At 62.6% G+C, this 15499-nt stretch carries 15 protein-coding genes; 14 read left to right on the top strand and 1 reads right to left on the bottom strand.

Features of this window, described 5'->3' with window-relative positions:
- The first annotated feature begins 90 nt into the window (after positions 1-90).
- The 6 genes from queA to BLV18_RS03610 all read left to right on the top strand — a co-directional run bounded on the left by queA (position 91) and on the right by BLV18_RS03610 (position 6194).
- A complete protein-coding gene (gene queA, locus BLV18_RS03585) occupies positions 91-1155 on the top strand; it encodes a tRNA preQ1(34) S-adenosylmethionine ribosyltransferase-isomerase QueA (RefSeq protein WP_090356402.1) in 1065 nt (354 codons plus the stop codon).
- 14 nt (positions 1156-1169) lie between these two features.
- A complete protein-coding gene (tgt, locus tag BLV18_RS03590) occupies positions 1170-2285 on the top strand; it encodes a tRNA guanosine(34) transglycosylase Tgt (protein ID WP_161804304.1) in 1116 nt (371 codons plus the stop codon).
- 52 nt (positions 2286-2337) lie between these two features.
- Positions 2338-2673, top strand: coding sequence for a preprotein translocase subunit YajC (yajC, locus tag BLV18_RS03595; protein WP_043186500.1), 336 nt, complete (start codon positions 2338-2340; stop codon positions 2671-2673).
- A 62-nt stretch (positions 2674-2735) separates the two neighbouring features.
- Positions 2736-4604, top strand: coding sequence for a protein translocase subunit SecD (gene secD, locus BLV18_RS03600; RefSeq protein WP_049861880.1), 1869 nt, complete (start codon positions 2736-2738; stop codon positions 4602-4604).
- Between the two features lie 9 nt (positions 4605-4613).
- Positions 4614-5525: a protein translocase subunit SecF gene (gene secF / locus BLV18_RS03605; protein WP_043186504.1), complete on the top strand. Its 912-nt coding sequence runs from the start codon at positions 4614-4616 to the stop codon at positions 5523-5525.
- Between the two features lie 120 nt (positions 5526-5645).
- On the top strand, positions 5646-6194 hold the full coding sequence (locus BLV18_RS03610; protein WP_090356404.1) for a glycine zipper 2TM domain-containing protein: 549 nt from the start codon (positions 5646-5648) through the stop codon (positions 6192-6194).
- Here the strand turns inward: BLV18_RS03610 and BLV18_RS03615 are convergent.
- Positions 6179-7138, bottom strand: a complete 960-nt coding sequence (locus BLV18_RS03615; RefSeq protein ID WP_090361991.1) for a LysR family transcriptional regulator — start codon at positions 7136-7138, stop codon at positions 6179-6181. The genes BLV18_RS03610 and BLV18_RS03615 overlap by 16 nt on opposite strands.
- Before the next feature lie 498 nt (positions 7139-7636).
- Between BLV18_RS03615 and BLV18_RS03620 the strand changes: the two genes are divergently transcribed.
- The 8 genes from BLV18_RS03620 to argE all read left to right on the top strand — a co-directional run bounded on the left by BLV18_RS03620 (position 7637) and on the right by argE (position 15451).
- A complete protein-coding gene (locus BLV18_RS03620) occupies positions 7637-9157 on the top strand; it encodes an amino acid ABC transporter permease/ATP-binding protein (protein WP_090356406.1) in 1521 nt (506 codons plus the stop codon).
- A gap of 29 nt (positions 9158-9186) precedes the next feature.
- Positions 9187-10059 carry a phytanoyl-CoA dioxygenase family protein gene (locus tag BLV18_RS03625; protein ID WP_090356408.1) on the top strand — a complete coding sequence of 291 codons (873 nt, stop codon included), beginning with the start codon at positions 9187-9189 and terminating at the stop codon, positions 10057-10059.
- A gap of 25 nt (positions 10060-10084) precedes the next feature.
- The gene (locus BLV18_RS03630; RefSeq protein ID WP_049861884.1) at positions 10085-10918 is read left to right on the top strand and encodes a transporter substrate-binding domain-containing protein; all 834 of its coding nucleotides are present in this window, start codon (positions 10085-10087) and stop codon (positions 10916-10918) included.
- 71 nt (positions 10919-10989) lie between these two features.
- The gene (locus tag BLV18_RS03635) at positions 10990-11721 is read left to right on the top strand and encodes a class II aldolase and adducin N-terminal domain-containing protein (RefSeq protein WP_090356410.1); all 732 of its coding nucleotides are present in this window, start codon (positions 10990-10992) and stop codon (positions 11719-11721) included.
- Between the two features lie 132 nt (positions 11722-11853).
- Positions 11854-13149: a flavin-containing monooxygenase gene (locus BLV18_RS03640; RefSeq protein ID WP_090356412.1), complete on the top strand. Its 1296-nt coding sequence runs from the start codon at positions 11854-11856 to the stop codon at positions 13147-13149.
- A 49-nt stretch (positions 13150-13198) separates the two neighbouring features.
- Positions 13199-13609, top strand: a complete 411-nt coding sequence (locus BLV18_RS03645) for a RidA family protein (protein WP_049861888.1) — start codon at positions 13199-13201, stop codon at positions 13607-13609.
- A gap of 13 nt (positions 13610-13622) precedes the next feature.
- Positions 13623-14300: a DUF1028 domain-containing protein gene (locus BLV18_RS03650; RefSeq protein ID WP_090356415.1), complete on the top strand. Its 678-nt coding sequence runs from the start codon at positions 13623-13625 to the stop codon at positions 14298-14300.
- Positions 14297-15451 (top strand): acetylornithine deacetylase, encoded by a 1155-nt coding sequence (argE, locus tag BLV18_RS03655; RefSeq protein ID WP_090356418.1) that lies wholly within the window; start codon positions 14297-14299, stop codon positions 15449-15451. Before BLV18_RS03650 ends, argE begins: the two co-directional genes overlap by 4 nt.
- Positions 15452-15499: the final 48 nt, after the last annotated feature.

Raw genomic sequence — 15499 nt, forward strand, 5'->3', positions numbered from 1 at the left:
GAGACGACTCGACCACTGGTCAATCAGCTTTCATGGTCAATTTTGAAGATTTTTGCTAGAATTTTCAGCCCTATACAGCCGAACCCTATCATGCGCGTCGCCGATTTCTCTTTCGAGCTTCCTGATTCCCTGATCGCTCGCCATCCGCTGGCCGAGCGCCATGGCAGCCGCCTGTTGGTCCTCGATGGGCCGTCCGGTGCGCTGGATCATCGTCAATTCACCGATCTGCCGGGCTTTCTGCGGCCGGGCGACCTGATGGTGTTCAACAACACCCGGGTGATTCCGGCGCGGGTGTTTGGCCAGAAGGCGTCGGGGGGCAAGCTGGAAATTCTGGTGGAGCGCGTGCTGGACAGCCACCGCGTGCTGGCCCATGTGCGTTCCAGCAAGTCGCCCAAGCCCGGCTCGATGATCCTGATCGACGGTGGTGGCGAGGCCGAGATGGTCGCGCGGCACGATGCGCTGTTCGAGCTGCGCTTCAACGAAGAGGTGCTGCCGCTGCTCGACAAGGTTGGCCACATGCCGTTGCCGCCCTACATCGACCGGCCCGACGACACCGCCGACCGCGAGCGCTACCAGACCGTGTACGCCGAGAAGGCCGGCGCGGTGGCGGCGCCGACGGCGGGTCTGCACTTCGACGAGGCGCTGCTGGCGCAGATCGAAGCGATGGGCGTTGAAACTGCCTTCGTCACATTGCATGTAGGCGCGGGCACCTTCCAGCCGGTGCGGGTCGAGAAGCTCGAAGATCACCATATGCATAAAGAGTGGCTGGAGGTCAGCCAGGACGTGGTCGATGCGGTGCAGGCGTGCAAGGCCCGCGGTGGCCGGGTGGTAGCGGTAGGTACCACCAGCGTGCGTTCGCTGGAAAGCGCCGCCCGCGATGGTGTATTGAAACCGTTCAGTGGCGACACCGACATCTTCATCTTTCCAGGGCGGCCGTTTCATGTGGTCGATGCCCTGGTAACCAACTTTCATTTGCCCGAGTCCACGCTGTTGATGCTGGTCTCGGCGTTCGCGGGTTATCCCGAAGCCATGGCGGCCTATGCGGCGGCGGTGGCCAACGAGTACCGCTTCTTCAGTTACGGTGATGCCATGTTCATCACCCGCAATCCGGCGCCTCGCGGTCCCAGCGAAGCCGCGCCAGGGGATCAAGCATGAGTCGCACCTGTCGTATGTCGTTCGAGTTGCTGGCCACCGATGGCAAGGCCCGTCGTGGCCGCCTCACCTTTCCCCGTGGCGTGGTGGAAACCCCGGCGTTCATGCCGGTGGGCACCTATGGCACGGTCAAGGGCATGTTGCCGCGCGACATCGAGGCGATTGGCGCACAGATGATCCTGGGCAACACCTTTCACCTGTGGCTGCGTCCGGGCACCGAGGTGATCAAGGCGCACGGCGACCTGCACGATTTCATGCAGTGGAAAGGGCCGATTCTGACCGACTCCGGTGGCTTCCAGGTATTCAGCCTCGGCGCCATGCGCAAGATCAAGGAGGAGGGCGTGTACTTCGCCTCCCCGGTGGACGGCTCCAAGGTCTTCATGGGTCCCGAGGAATCGATGCAGGTGCAGCGTGACCTGGGCTCGGACGTCGTGATGATCTTCGACGAATGCACGCCTTATCCCGCCGACGAGCAGACCGCGCGCACGTCCATGGAGCTGTCGCTGCGCTGGGCGCAACGTTCCAAGGATGCCCACGCTGACAGCACGGCGGCGTTGTTCGGCATCGTTCAGGGCGGCATGCACGAGAACCTGCGCATGCGTTCGCTCGAAGGCCTGGACAAGATCGGCTTCGATGGCCTGGCCATCGGCGGCCTGTCGGTGGGCGAGCCCAAGCACGAAATGATCAAGGTGCTCGACTACCTGCCGGGCCAGATGCCCGCTGACAAACCTCGTTACCTTATGGGGGTAGGCAAACCCGAAGACTTGGTCGAGGGTGTGCGCCGCGGCGTCGACATGTTCGACTGCGTGATGCCGACGCGCAACGCGCGCAATGGGCATCTGTTCATCGATACCGGCGTGCTGAAGATCCGCAATGCGTTCCATCGCCACGATGATTCGCCGCTGGACCCTACCTGCGATTGCTACACCTGCCGCAACTTCTCGCGCGCTTATCTGCACCACCTGGACAAGTGCGGGGAAATGCTGGGTAGCATGTTGAATACCATCCACAATTTGCGTCATTACCAGCGCCTGATGGCTGGTTTGCGCGAGGCTATTCAACAGGGTACATTGGCCGCCTTTGTCGATGCCTTCTATGCCAAGCGCGGGCTGCCTGTGCCGCCCTTGGACTGACCGTTTTATAAAGACTTTCAAGTCAATAACTTCTAAGTAACTGGAGCGTTGAATGAGCTTTTTGATCCCCGCCGCTTTCGCGGACGCCGCTGCACCGGCTGCTGGCCCTGCCGGCACTGGCTTCGAGTGGATTTTCCTGGTCGGTTTCCTGGTCATCTTCTACATGATGATCTGGCGCCCGCAGGCCAAGCGTGCCAAGGAACAGAAAAACCTGCTGGGCAACCTGCAGAAAGGTGACGAAGTGGTTACCAACGGCGGCATTGCCGGCAAGATCAACAAGGTCACCGACGACTTCGTGGTCATCGAAGTGTCCGACACCGTCGAGCTGAAAATCCAGAAGGGCGCCATCGCCGCGACCCTGCCCAAAGGCACGCTCAAAGCGATCTAAGCTGCAGACTTTTACCCATGTCGGGGCGCGCAAGGCGCCCCGCGTCTTGAACGGGCGGCGTGATGCTGAACAAATACCCTCTGTGGAAATATGTACTGATCCTGGCGGTGCTGGCGATCGGTTTTATCTATTCCGCACCTAATCTCTATCCTGATGACGCGGCCATCCAGGTCAGCGGCGCGAGCACTGCGCTGCAGGTCAATCAGGCCGATCTGGATCGCGTCGGCACGGCGCTCAACGCCGCCGGCATCCAGGTCAAATCCGCAAGCCTGGCCGAAAACGGCAAGGGCGGTCTGCTGCGCCTGACCAAGGCCGAAGACCAGCTGCCGGCCAAGGATGTCGTGCGCAAGGCGCTGGGCGACGACTACGTGGTGGCCCTGAACCTGGCCCCTACCACGCCGCCGTGGTTGCGCAGCCTGGGCGCCAGCCCGATGAAGCTGGGCCTCGACCTGTCCGGTGGTGTGCACTTCCTGCTCGAAGTGGACATGGACAAGGCGCTCGACGCCCGCATGAAAGTCTACGAAGGCGAAGTCAAGACGCTGCTGCGCAAGGAACGTGTGCGCTATCGCAGCCTGCCGCAGCAGGATGGTGCCATCCAGCTGGGCTTCAACGACACCGCGACCCGTGACCAGGCCCAGGCTTTGATCCGCAAGAATTTCACCGATTTCGACCTGACCGCCAGCGAGCGCAACGAGTTGTCGGTGTTGCGCCTGTCCATGACTCAGGCCAAGGTTGCGGAAATCCGCGAATACTCGATCAAGCAGAACCTGACCACGGTGCGTAACCGGGTCAACGAACTGGGTGTGGCCGAGCCGCTGGTACAGCGTCAGGGTGCCAACCGCATCGTGGTCGAGCTGCCGGGCGTGCAGGACACCGCCGAAGCCAAGCGTATCCTGGGCAAGACCGCCAACCTGGAATTCCGCCTCGGCGCAGGCCCGGACGATTCCAAGGCCACCACCGAGACCTTCGAATTCCGCGAGGGCAACCGTGCTCCGGCGGCCGTCGAGCGTGGCCTGATCATCACCGGTGACCAGGTCACCGACGCCCAGGCCAGCTTCGACGAACATGGCCAGCCACAGGTGAACATCAAGCTCGATGGCCACGGCGGCGACCTGATGAGCCGCGCCACGCGCAGCAACGTCGGCCGCAGCATGGCGGTGATCTTCATCGAACAGCGCCCGACCACCCGCTACGTCAAGCAAACGGTCAATGGCGTGGAGAAGGACGTCGCGGTACAGACCTTCACCGAAGAGAAGAAGATCATCAGCCTGGCGACCATCCAGTCGCCGCTGGGCAGCCAGTTCCGCATCACCGGCCTCAACGGCCAGGGTGAATCCTCCGAACTGGCCCTGCTGCTGCGCGCCGGTGGCCTGGCCGCACCGATGTACTTCGCCGAAGAACGCACCATCGGGCCGAGCCTGGGCGCCGACAACATCACCAAGGGTATCGATGCGTCGCTGTGGGGCATGCTGTTCGTCTCGCTGTTCATCATCGCCATCTATCGCTTCTTCGGTGTGATCGCCACCGTGGCACTGGCCTTGAACATGGTCATGCTGCTGGCGCTGATGTCGTTGCTGGGCGCGACCCTGACGTTGCCGGGTATCGCCGGTATCGTATTGACGATGGGCATGGCGGTGGACGCCAACGTGCTGATCTTCTCGCGCATACGTGAAGAGATCGCCAATGGCATGAGCATCCAGCGCGCCATTCACGAAGGTTTCGACCGCGCCTACACCGCGATCATCGACGCCAACCTGACGACGCTGCTGGTCGGCGGGATTCTCTTTGCCATGGGCACCGGCCCGGTGAAGGGCTTCGCCGTTACCATGTCCCTCGGGATCTTTACCTCGATGTTCACGGCCATCATGGTGACCCGCGCAATGGTCAACCTGATCTACGGCGGTCGGGACTTCAAGAAGTTGTGGATTTAAGGGGCTGCCATGTTACGTACCATCAACTTCATGGGCGTGCGCAATATTGCGTTCGCCATCACCGTGCTCCTTACCGTGCTGGCGCTGTTCAGCATGTTCCACAAGGGCATGAACTACGGGCTGGACTTCACCGGCGGTACGCTCATCGAGCTGACCTACGAGAAACCGGCCGACCTGGGCCTGGTCCGTGACGAGCTGGTGAAAGCCGGCTATCACGACGCCGTGGTGCAGAACTTCGGTGCGACCACCGACCTGCTGGTGCGCATGCCGGGTGAAGACCCGCAACTGGGCAACCAGGTCGCGGCGGCGCTGCAAACGGTCGGTGGCGACAACCCGGCCACGGTCAAGCGCGTCGAGTTCGTCGGCCCGCAGGTGGGCGAAGAACTGCGCGACCAGGGCGGCCTCGGCATGCTGCTGGCGCTTGGCGGCGTACTCGTCTACCTGGCGTTCCGTTTCCAGTGGAAATTCGCGGTCGGCGCCATCCTGTCGCTGATTCACGACGTGATCGTCACCGTGGGCCTGTTGTCGTTCTTCCAGATCACCTTCGACCTGACAGTGCTGGCGGCGGTACTGGCCATCATCGGCTACTCGCTCAACGACACCATCGTGGTATTCGACCGGGTTCGCGAGAACTTCCGGGTGATGCGCAAGGCGTCCCTGATCGAGAACATCAACGTTTCCACGACCCAGACGCTGCTGCGTACCGTGGCGACCTCGGTGTCGACCCTGCTGGCCATCGCCGCCCTGATGTTCTTCGGTGGCGACAACCTGTGGGGCTTCTCGCTGGCACTGTTCATCGGCGTCATGGCCGGTACCTACTCGTCGATCTACATCGCCAACGTGGTACTGATCTGGCTGAACCTGAGCAGCGAGGATCTGATTCCTCCCGTGGCCAAGGACCAGGTCGACGACCGTCCATAAGACGTTCCACGTCAACTGCGGCAAGGCCTGAAAGGCGCGAGTATTGAACTCGCGCCTTTTTTCATGCTCCAAGGCTGGGAAACGTGGCCTGGCGCCATGACCGTAGTCAGGAGGTTCAAAGTGAATAAGTCGTTGCTGATTGGTGCAGTGCTGGGTGCTGTCGGTGTTACCGCCGGAGGCGCCGTTGCAACCTACAGCCTCGTGAACAAAGGCCCCGAGTACGCCGACGTCTTGGCCGCAGAGCCGATCAAACAGCAGATCAAGACGCCGCGCGAAGTGTGCAAGGACGTCACCGTGACTCGGCAGAGGCCGGTGCAGGATCAGCATCAGATCGTGGGCAGTGTATTGGGCGCAGTGGCGGGCGGCTTGCTCGGCAATCAGGTCGGTGGTGGCAACGGCAAGAAGATCGCCACCGTGGCCGGTGCTGTCGGCGGTGGATACGCCGGCAACAAGGTCCAGGAGGGCATGCAGGGTCGTGACACCTACACCACGACTCAGACCCGCTGCAACACGGTCAACGACATCAGCGACAAGGTCGTGGGCTACAACGTGAAGTACCAGCTCGACGGCAAGGTCGGACAAGTGCGCATGGACCGTGACCCCGGCTCGCAGATCCCGGTGAACAAGCAGGGTCAATTGATCCTTGGTGAGAATCAGGCCGGGCAATAAGCTCCAGGTTCCTCCTCGCTCATACGCGCCGCCGGTCCCGGCGGCGTTAGCTCCACACTCCGGCAATACTCCATGAACAGCCGAGTCGCCCGACTCGGCTGGTTGTTGCGCAGGTGCGCCATCACCAGCGTTGAGGCCGGCATGTCGTCTTCGATCTCCAGATGCGCCAGCAGCTTGCCGTCATAGGTCATATGGCTGCATGGCCGCGTGACCAACACCGAAAATCCCAATCCTTGCCCTACCATGCAGCGAACCATTTCGATGGAGGGGGAGCTGTAGGCAACGACCGGGGCATAGCCTTTCTCGGTGAAGATATCCATGAAGTAACTGCGGCTGGGAACGGCATCGAGCAGGATCATCGGCTCCTCGCTCAGGGCCTGCAAAGTGACCGAGGTTCGTTGCGCCAGAGGATGGCCGAGCGGTAGCAGGGCATAGGGCTTGTGGGGCGCGTTGAGGGCCTGTTTGTGGATGGTGTTGCCCAGTTCCAGGTCGTAGAGAAAGGCCAGGTCGAAGCGACCACGGTGCAGGCCGTGCATCAGTTCGTGCTGTTCACCGTCATAGAGTTGAATGGCAACTTCCGGGTACAGGCTCTTGAATCCGGCCACCAACTTGGGCATGTACAACGGCGCGGCCGATTCGAAACAGCCAATGGCAATGGTGCCCGAAACATTGCCATTCTCGACGCGCGAATCCTGTTCCAATTCCTGGGACAGCCTTAATAACTCCTTGGCCTTTTCATAGATCCTGCCGCCTCCGGCCGTGAGTGAAACACCTTGGGCATGATGGCGGACGAACAAGGGTTGATTGAAGGCTTCTTCGAGATTCTTGATCGCGACGGAGATGGACGGCTGGGATATATGCAACTGTCGGGAGGCTTCGGCAATGCTGTCCTGTTCGACGGCCGCGACGAAGTATTTGAGTTGCCGAAGGGTGAAGTGCATCAAGTTCAGCTCCTCGGCAGCGCCGTGCAGCCCTGCGCCGCCTGAATAGGTTTTACCTATGCCTGCGAAGACCATGCCAGTGCTTGGGCCCCCCCCAACTACAGGGGCTGTCGGAACCCTGATCACACTTTACGCCCAGCAATAGCAACGCCCTGCAAGCGAGCTTCTCAAGTGCGGCATTCCGGCACACCCAATGAATCAAGGCGCAAAACCCATTTCGCACCAAAAAGTCTCGTCTGCAGTGAGACCGGAAACAGGCTGCGCTAAAACCGTGCAGTTGTTCTCAAGCTTTGCATCTAACCAAGTAGACACAGGGAGTGCGAAGTTCGCCTTAGCAACTTCTGCTTAGGTTTTTCCTATGCAAGGGGCCCGAATTTACTAATTTCGGCAAAACCTGGCATCAATCATGATGGGTTCAAGACGGGCAGAACGGGCAACGTTCGAAGTTCATAGTCGACAGGAAGTCACCCATCACCCTTGACCTTGCCAAGCGAGCCGACGATGACGTTTGATTGGAAATACATGTTTGGTCTGCTCGGCGATACCGAGTTCTGGATGGCGGCCTGGACCGTGATTCAACTCAGTGTATTGACCTGGGTCGTCAGTATTGTGCTTGGCTTCGTGCTGGCGCTGGCGAAGCAATCTTCCCGTCCATTGCTCAACTTGCCGGCGCGCGGTTACATCTGGCTGTTTCGCAGCCTGCCGCTGCTGGTCCTGCTGATATTCGTCTACAACCTGCCACAGGCGATGCCGTCCACTTCGGCCGTGCTGGCCAACCCGTTCTGGGCCGGACTGATCGCGCTGGTGTTGAGTGAAACCGCCTACGTTGCGGAGATCCATCGTGGCGGGCTGCTGTCCATCGCCAAGGGGCAAAGCGAGGCTGCGCGGGCATTGGGTCTGCGTTTTGCCGGCACCCAGTGGCGGATCGTCATCCCCCAGGCCTTGCGGGTGGCCCTGCCGTCGCTCACCAACGAATTCATTTCCATCGTCAAGCTCAGCTCGCTGGTGTCGGTGATCTCGCTGACCGAGATCCTCATGGTGGGTCAGCGCCTGTATTCGCAGAACTTTCTGGTCATGGAAACCATGGCAGGGGTGGCGTTCTTCTACGTGCTGATCGTGACCGTGTTCGATTTCCTGCTCAAACGCCTGGAGCGTTATCTGGACGTGACCCAGACCAAGGCCGCGCGTCAGCCGGATGCCGAAGTGCTGCGCCTGGCCACCGAACACCGCGCCGCGGTGACGCGACCCGATAGCGCCGCCACCGGTCCTGCGTTGCAGGCGACCAAGCTGCACAAGGCCTATAACGACGTCGAAGTGCTGGGCGCGGTGAGCCTGCAGATCGAGCCGGGCGAGGTGGTGTCGGTGATCGGTCCTTCGGGGTCGGGCAAGACCACGCTGATTCGCCTGCTCAATGGCCTGGAGCAGATCGACAACGGCGACATCAAGATCAACGGCAAGCCGTTCATTCACCTGAACCGGCAGGGCGCGCAACCGCCGCGCTATGTGGAGCACGCCGAGCACCGCATGAACATCGGCATGGTGTTCCAGAGCTTCAATCTGTTCCCGCACATGACTGTGCTGAACAACCTGCTGATGGCGCCGCGTTATCACCGTCTGGCGCCCCTGGCCGAACTCAAGCAGCAGGCCTACACCTTGCTGCACAAGGTCGGCATGCTCGACCACGCGTGGAAATACCCGCATCAGTTGTCCGGCGGCCAGCAGCAGCGCGTGGCGATCGCCCGGGCATTGATGATGCGCCCGCAGATCATGCTGTTCGATGAGCCCACCTCGGCGCTCGATCCAGAGAAGGTCAATGAGGTGCTGCAGGTGATCGAGGCCCTGGCCAGCGAGGGCATCACCATGATCATCGTGACCCACGAAATGAATTTTGCCTTCAAGGTTTCCGATCGCATCGTCTTCATGGAGAAGGGGCGAGTGGTTTGCGACGACAGCCCGCAGGCGCTGCGTGGCGGTCACAACCCGCGAGTGGAAGCGTTCCTGAAAGATGTCTCGTTGGCCTGAAGCCAACCCTACCGGTGCGAGGAGAGAACATGATCGAGCAATGGCAGATAGACCAGTTTCACCAGGATGGCTTTCTGGTGGTCGAGGATGTGCTGGCGGCGCCTGAAGTGGCGGCGCTGCAGCATGACTTCGATCAATGGGTGCAGGACAGCCGCAGCCAGGCTCAGGCCTGGGGTGAAACCCTGGATGGTCGCGCACGTTTCGATGTGGAAAGCGATCACCGTGCCGACCATCCCTCCCTGCGCCGGGTAGCGTCGCCCACCGAGATTTCGCCGGCGTATCGCCAGACGGCGTTCGAATCGCGCATGGCCGAAATCGCCGGGCAGTTGATCGGCGGGAGCGGCACCCGTTTCCATCACAGCAAGATCAACTCCAAGCTGCCGCACACCGCGACCCAGGTGAAATGGCATCAGGATTTCCTCTTCACCCCGCACAGCAACGACGACCTGGTAACGGCGCTGTTGATGGTCAGCGAAGTGACCGCCCAGAACGGTCCGCTCAAGGTGATACCCGGTAGCCACAAAGGTCCGCTGTGGTCGCACTGGCACAACGAGCGTTTCACCGGCGCGGTGGCCGATGCCGTGGTCGATGAACACTGCCAGGCGCCGGTGGCCTGCTTCGGCCCGCCCGGCTCGGTGTGCTTCATGCACACCCGCCTGCTGCATGCCTCGAGCCCCAATCACACCGAAGATCCGCGGACGCTGTTCATCAGCGTGTACGCCGCCGAGGACGCTCTGCCACTGGCCGACAACCCGCTGCCCAGTGAGCACGCCGGGCGCCTGGTGGCCGGGTGCGAAAGCGGCTTGATCCGCAGCACCGAGAACCATGTGCGTCTGCCCCAGAAACCCAAGGGTGCATCGTTTTTCGTCCAGCAGGCCGGTACCGACCTGGCAACAGCCTGAATCCATTGACTGCGAGGAATACCCCATGAAGTTGCCAAGCCTGAAAGCCCGCCCCGTCGCCATGGCCGTTTTCGGCGCCATCCTGGCTGCCAGTTCGTTGAGCGCTTCGGCGTTCCAGCAGCCCGGCAAGATCGTCGCCGGGTCCGACATGACGTTCTTCCCCTACGAGTACATGGAGAAGAACAAGCCTGCCGGCTTCGATATCGAGTTCCTCGACGGTCTCGCCAAGGTCATGGGCATGACTGCGGAAAACATCGACACCCGCTTTCCCAACCTGATCAGCGGGCTTCAGGCCGGACGGTTCGATATCACCAACTCGTCGATGTACATCACCGCCGACCGCATGAAGGTGATCGACATGGTCCCTTACCTGAAAAGCGGTGAGTCGATCCTCGCGGTCAAGGGCAGCGCCTATCAGCCCAAGACGCCGGAAGAGTTCTGCGGGCACAAGATCGGCTCCATGGGCGCCACCTCCTGGTTGCAGCAGTTGCAGAAGCTGTCCGCCGAGTATTGTGTGAAGAATGGTCTGCAGCCGATCGCCATCAGTGAGTACGGCACCGACCCGCAAACCACCCAGGCCATGCTCGCCCACGCGGTGGAAGCGCAGATCACCGACGCGGCGGTCGCTCGCGGGGTGGTCGACAAGCTGGGCGATCGCGTGGTGATTTCCTCGCAGACCCTGATCTACCCGGTGCTCAACGGCTTCGGTGTGAAGAAAGGCAATGACGAGGTCCGCAACGCGCTGATCCAGGGCCTGGAGAAGTACAGCAAGACCCCCGAATACGCGGCGCTGCTGGACAAGTACAAGTTCCAGGCGCCGACCGCCGATGACATCGCGGCCTTGATGCCCAAGCCCTGATATCGCGCCTCGACATCAGCCGACAGTACCCGTCGATCCTGGCGGGTACGTTTCCATGGAGTGCCCAGAGCATGGCCCTGAGTTTCGAAGAACAGACGCGCATCGACCTGGCCGCAACGTTCCGCATCATCGCCCACCTGGGCATGCACGAGGCGGTCGCCAACCATTTCAGCGCTGCCATCAGCGCCGACGGCAAGCAGTTCCTGCTCAACCCCAAGTGGGTGCATTTCTCGCGGCTGCGGGCCAGTGATCTGTTGCTGCTCGATGCCGACGACACCGAAGCCGCGCATCGTCCGGACGTGGATGCCACGGCCTGGTCGATCCACGGCCAGGTTCACCAGCGCCTGCCCGATGCCCGGGTGGTGCTGCACCTGCACCCGGTCTACACCACGGCCGTAGCTTGCCTTGCGCAACCCAGGATTCTGCCGGTCGACCAGAACACGGCGCGTTATTTCAACCGCGTTGCGGTGGACGAACTCTACGGCGGCATGGCCGATACCAGTGCCGAGGGTGCCCGCCTGGCCAACCTGCTGCAGGACAAGCGCCGGCTGCTGATGGGCAACCACGGCGTCATCGTCACCGCCGCCACGGTGGGCGAAGCCTTCGATGACATCTGGACCTTGGAGCGAGCCTGCCAGATTCTGGTGACGGCCTGGTCGACCGGCCAGCCGCTCAAGCTGCTCGCCGATGACGTCGCGGAAAAGACCGCACGGGACTGGGAGAAGATCACCGATTTTTCCCAGCGCCATTTCGAAGAAATGAAGCACCTGATGATCCAGGCGGACCCTTCGCTGGTGGACTGAGCGCAACCGAGCGCCCGAATGATTGAAGCTTTGCACACAGCCTCGCGGGTGCCGCAGGACGCCGTGCGCCCGGCTTTCGAATTTTCATGAAGACAGCGACTGGCCACCGACGGCCTGTCGAAGGATGCCAAGATGAACCAACAGATCACCGAAATAGACACCCTGGTCGTAGGCGCCGGCCAGGCCGGCGTGGCCATGAGCGAGCACCTGAGCCGTCTGGGTATCCCTCACTTGGTGCTAGAGCGGCATCGCATCGCCGAAGCCTGGCGCTCCGGCCGCTGGGACTCGCTGGTGGCCAACGGCCCGGCCTGGCACGATCGGTTTCCTGGCCTTGAATTCGATATGGACCCCGATGGCTTTGCCGGCAAGGAGCAGGTGGCCGACTATTTCGAGGCCTATGCCCGCAAGTTCGACGCGCCGATCAAGACCGGGGTCGAGGTCAGGCGTGTCACGCGCAATGTCGGCCGCGCCGGCTTCACCGTGGAAACCAGTGACGGCACCTATTGCGTCAACCACCTGGTATCGGCCACCGGGCCGTTTCAGAAGCCGGTGATCCCGGCCATCGCGCCCACGGATTCGACCCTCCACCAGATTCACTCGGCGCACTATTTCAATCCTGAACAATTGCCCGCAGGCGCGGTGCTGGTGGTCGGTGCCGGTTCCTCCGGGGTGCAGATCGCCGAGGAGCTGCTGCGTGCCGGGCGTAAGGTCTACCTCTCGGTGGGTCCCCACGATCGGCCGCCGCGCGCCTACCGTGGGCGCGACTTCTGCTGGTGGCTGGGGGTACTCGGGCTGTGGGACAGTGAAACGGTGCAGGCGGGTCGGGAGCACGTCACCATCGCCGTCAGCGGTGCCCGCGGCGGGCACACCGTGGACTTCCGGCGACTGGCTCAGGCGGGCATGGTGCTGGTGGGTCTGACCGAGCGCTTTGCCGACGGCAAGGTCAGCTTCGCCCAGGATCTGAACGACAATCTGGACCGAGGCGACGAGAACTACCTGGCGCTGCTCGATGCTGCCGACGCCTACGCCGAGCGCAACGGCCTGGACCTGCCCCTGGAGCCGACTGCCCGCGAACGCGTGGCCGACGCGGCGTGCATTGCCCAACCCCTGCAAGCGCTGGACCTGACCGAGGCGGGGGTGTCCACGATCATCTGGGCCACCGGCTATTCGCAGGACTACAGCTGGCTGCAGGTCGACGCCTTCCACGCCAACGGCAAGCCACGCCATCAGCGCGGTGTGAGCAGCGAGCAGGGCGTCTACTTCGTCGGCCTGCCTTGGCTGTCGCGGCGCGGGTCGGCCTTTATCTGGGGCGTCTGGCATGACGCCAAGCATGTCGCCGATCAGATCGCCACGCAGCGCAAGTACCGCGCCTATGACGAGTCCCGGACCGCTGCCCGGACACCCGCGCCGTTGCGCGCCAACGCTTGATCATCACTGTGTCGCCTCACTACGACGCGCACGCCAAGGAGCTTCGTTCATGGTCACCCATACCCGCATTCGCATGTTCAACACCAAGGACACCTACCCCAATCAGAGCCTGGACAATGATTTGTGCCAGGCGGTGCGCGCCGGCAATACCGTGTACGTGCGCGGTCAGGTGGGCACCGATTTCGACGGCAACCTGGTCGGCCTGGGCGACCCTGCGGCGCAGGCCGAGCAGGCCATGAAAAACGTCAAGCAGTTGCTGGAGGAGGCGGGCAGTGACTTGTCGCACATCGTCAAGACCACCACCTACATCATCGATCCGCGTTATCGCGAGCCGGTCTATCACGTGGTTGGCCGCTGGCTCAAAGGTGTCTTTCCGATCTCCACGGGCCTGGTGGTCTCGGCCCTGGGTCAGCCGCAGTGGCTGATGGAAATCGACGTGATCGCCGTCATTCCGGACTGAGGAGTTCTCTGCCATGACCTTTTCCATCGCAGCGCGCTGCGCCGAAACCGGCCAGTTGGGCATCGCCATCAGCTCGTCGAGCATCGCCGTAGGCGCCCGCTGCCCGTGGCTTTTGGCCGGTGTGGGCGCGGTGTCGTCGCAGAACATCACGCTGCCAGCCCTCGGTCCGCAGGCGCTGGCGCAACTGGAACAACAGGTGTCGCCTGACCAGGCGTTGCAACAGGTGCTGGACCGCGACGGCTTCGGTGCGTATCGCCAGATCATCGCCATCGATGCGCAAGGCCGCAGCGCCCACGCCAGTGGCGGCCAGACCTTGGGCATTCATCACGCGCGCAGCGGTGAGCAGTGCGTGGCCGCCGGCAACATGCTGGCCACGACCGCCGTGGTCGACGCCGTGGTCGAGGCGTTCGAAAACGCCTCCGGGCATTTGGCCGAGCGTCTGCTGCACGCCATGCTCGCCGGCCTGGCCGCGGGCGGCGAAGCCGGACCGGTGCATTCGGCGGCGCTGAAGGTGGTGGGCGAGCTGCCGTGGCCCATTGTGGATCTGCGCGTTGACTGGGCCGAGCATGACCCCTTGGGCGAGTTGCAGGGATTGTGGCAGGCCTATCGACCGCAGATGCAGGACTACATCGACCGTGCCCTGAATCCGGCGGTAGCACCGGGCTATGGCGTGCCCGGAGACGAGCGATGAGCGCCAGCCGTGAGCTGCTGGCGAACTTGGTGGCCTTCGACACCACCAGCCGCGAATCCAACCTTGCCCTGATCGAGTTCGTTCGCGACTACCTGGCCGAGCACGGCGTGAGCAGCGAACTGATCTACAACGAGGACGGCAGCAAGGCCAATCTGTTCGCCAGCATCGGCCCGGCCGATGTGCCGGGCATCGTCCTGTCAGGTCATACCGACGTGGTGCCGGTGGACGGCCAGGCCTGGACGTATCCTGCGTTCCAGTTGAGCGAAGCGGACGGCAAGTTGTACGGCCGCGGCACGGCAGACATGAAAGGCTACATCGCCTGCGTACTGGCACAGGTGCCCGCGCTGGTGCAGGCGCCCCTGCGTCGGCCGGTGCACATCGCCTTGTCCTACGATGAGGAGGTCGGTTGCCTGGGCGTACGCTCGCTGCTCGAGGCCCTGCGGGGCAAGCCGGTGCAGCCGATGTTGTGCGTGATCGGCGAGCCGACCGAGCTGGCGCCGGTGCTCGGCCACAAGGGCAAACTGGCCATGCGCTGCGAGGTGCATGGCATGGCCTGCCATTCGGCCCATGCGCCGAGCGGGGTCAATGCCATCGAATACGCCGCGCGGCTGATTGCCGAACTGGGTCGGCTGGGCGACGCGCTGCAGGCACCGGCTGCCCGCAACGAGCGCTTCGATCCGCCGTTTTCCACGGTGCAGGTGGGAGTGATCGCTGGCGGTACCGCGCTCAACATCGTTCCGCAGCATTGCCGTTTCGATTTCGAGGTGCGCTCGCTGCCTGCCGAAGACCCGCGACAGTTGACCCAGGCCCTGCAGCGCTACGCCGAGCACACGCTGCTGCCGGGGATGCAGGCGATCAGTGGTCAGAGTGCAATTCGGTTCAGCGAGCTGTCGAGCTATCCGGGCCTGGACGTCAGCCATGCCGGCGAGGCCGCCCGCTTGATCGCGCGGTTCAGCGGTTCGCAGGCGTTTTCCACGGTGGCCTTCGGTACCGAAGGCGGGCTGTTCGATCAGGCAGGCATCGCCACCGTGGTGTGCGGGCCCGGGAGCATGGCGCAGGGGCACAAGCCCGATGAGTTCGTCAGCCTCGCGCAGCTGGCCGGATGCGACGAGATGCTGGGGCGAATACTGGCTTTCGCCTGCGAAGGTTGACTGGGCGGGGGCTGAATTGCGCCCATGAAAAAAGCACCCCGTGGGGTG

The sequence above is a fragment of the Pseudomonas coleopterorum genome (assembly GCF_900105555.1).
GTDB classification, from domain to species: Bacteria; Pseudomonadota; Gammaproteobacteria; order Pseudomonadales; family Pseudomonadaceae; genus Aquipseudomonas; species Aquipseudomonas coleopterorum.

What these genes read in the sequence shown, in the direction of transcription:
- BLV18_RS03640 (WP_090356412.1), top strand. Translation starts at nt 11,854, where the DNA reads ATGAACCAACAGATCACCGAAATAGACACCCTGGTCGTAGGCGCCGGC.
- secF (WP_043186504.1), top strand. Translation starts at nt 4,614, where the DNA reads ATGTTACGTACCATCAACTTCATGGGCGTGCGCAATATTGCGTTCGCC.
- BLV18_RS03620 (WP_090356406.1), top strand. Translation starts at nt 7,637, where the DNA reads ATGACGTTTGATTGGAAATACATGTTTGGTCTGCTCGGCGATACCGAG.
- BLV18_RS03625 (WP_090356408.1), top strand. Translation starts at nt 9,187, where the DNA reads ATGATCGAGCAATGGCAGATAGACCAGTTTCACCAGGATGGCTTTCTG.
- BLV18_RS03650 (WP_090356415.1), top strand. Translation starts at nt 13,623, where the DNA reads ATGACCTTTTCCATCGCAGCGCGCTGCGCCGAAACCGGCCAGTTGGGC.
- secD (WP_049861880.1), top strand. Translation starts at nt 2,736, where the DNA reads ATGCTGAACAAATACCCTCTGTGGAAATATGTACTGATCCTGGCGGTG.
- argE (WP_090356418.1), top strand. Translation starts at nt 14,297, where the DNA reads ATGAGCGCCAGCCGTGAGCTGCTGGCGAACTTGGTGGCCTTCGACACC.
- BLV18_RS03645 (WP_049861888.1), top strand. Translation starts at nt 13,199, where the DNA reads ATGGTCACCCATACCCGCATTCGCATGTTCAACACCAAGGACACCTAC.
- yajC (WP_043186500.1), top strand. Translation starts at nt 2,338, where the DNA reads ATGAGCTTTTTGATCCCCGCCGCTTTCGCGGACGCCGCTGCACCGGCT.
- BLV18_RS03630 (WP_049861884.1), top strand. Translation starts at nt 10,085, where the DNA reads ATGAAGTTGCCAAGCCTGAAAGCCCGCCCCGTCGCCATGGCCGTTTTC.
- BLV18_RS03635 (WP_090356410.1), top strand. Translation starts at nt 10,990, where the DNA reads ATGGCCCTGAGTTTCGAAGAACAGACGCGCATCGACCTGGCCGCAACG.
- tgt (WP_161804304.1), top strand. Translation starts at nt 1,170, where the DNA reads ATGTCGTTCGAGTTGCTGGCCACCGATGGCAAGGCCCGTCGTGGCCGC.
- queA (WP_090356402.1), top strand. Translation starts at nt 91, where the DNA reads ATGCGCGTCGCCGATTTCTCTTTCGAGCTTCCTGATTCCCTGATCGCT.